Origin of the sequence: Streptococcus suis, assembly GCF_002960445.1 — a bacterium.
Taxonomy (GTDB): Bacteria; Bacillota; Bacilli; order Lactobacillales; family Streptococcaceae; genus Streptococcus; species Streptococcus hyiners.
Window position 1 is genome coordinate 1 of sequence record NZ_POJD01000152.1, and the last position, 315, is coordinate 315.

The window sequence follows — 315 nt, forward strand, 5'->3', positions numbered from 1 at the left end:
AGACAAAAGAAGCAAGTGTCCTAGCGATCGGACAAGGGATTCGGACCTTGAACGGAGACTTGGTTGCCCCAGCGGTGGCAGTTGGAGATACTGTTTTGATTGATGCTCACGCAGGATTGGAAGTCAAAGACGGTGATCAGAACGTTCACATCATCCGTGAAACAGATATTTTGGCAATTGTAGAATAGAGGTAGAAAAATGGCAAAAGAAATCAAATTTGCAGCAGATGCGCGTGAAAGCATGGTCCGTGGTGTCGATATTTTGGCTGACACAGTCAAAGTAACCTTGGGTCCAAAAGGTCGTAATGTTGTCTTG

Annotated in this window: 1 protein-coding gene and 1 pseudogene; both read left to right on the plus strand. The window is 45.4% G+C overall.

Translation table 11 applies throughout. From position 1 onward, the window contains the following. A partial coding sequence (locus tag C1G53_RS06405; protein ID WP_105118131.1) for a co-chaperone GroES occupies positions 1–188 on the plus strand: 188 nt, incomplete at its 5' end. Positions 189–198: 10 nt separating this feature from the next. After that, a pseudogene (locus tag C1G53_RS06410) lies at positions 199–315 on the plus strand (chaperonin Cpn60); the annotation flags it as partial.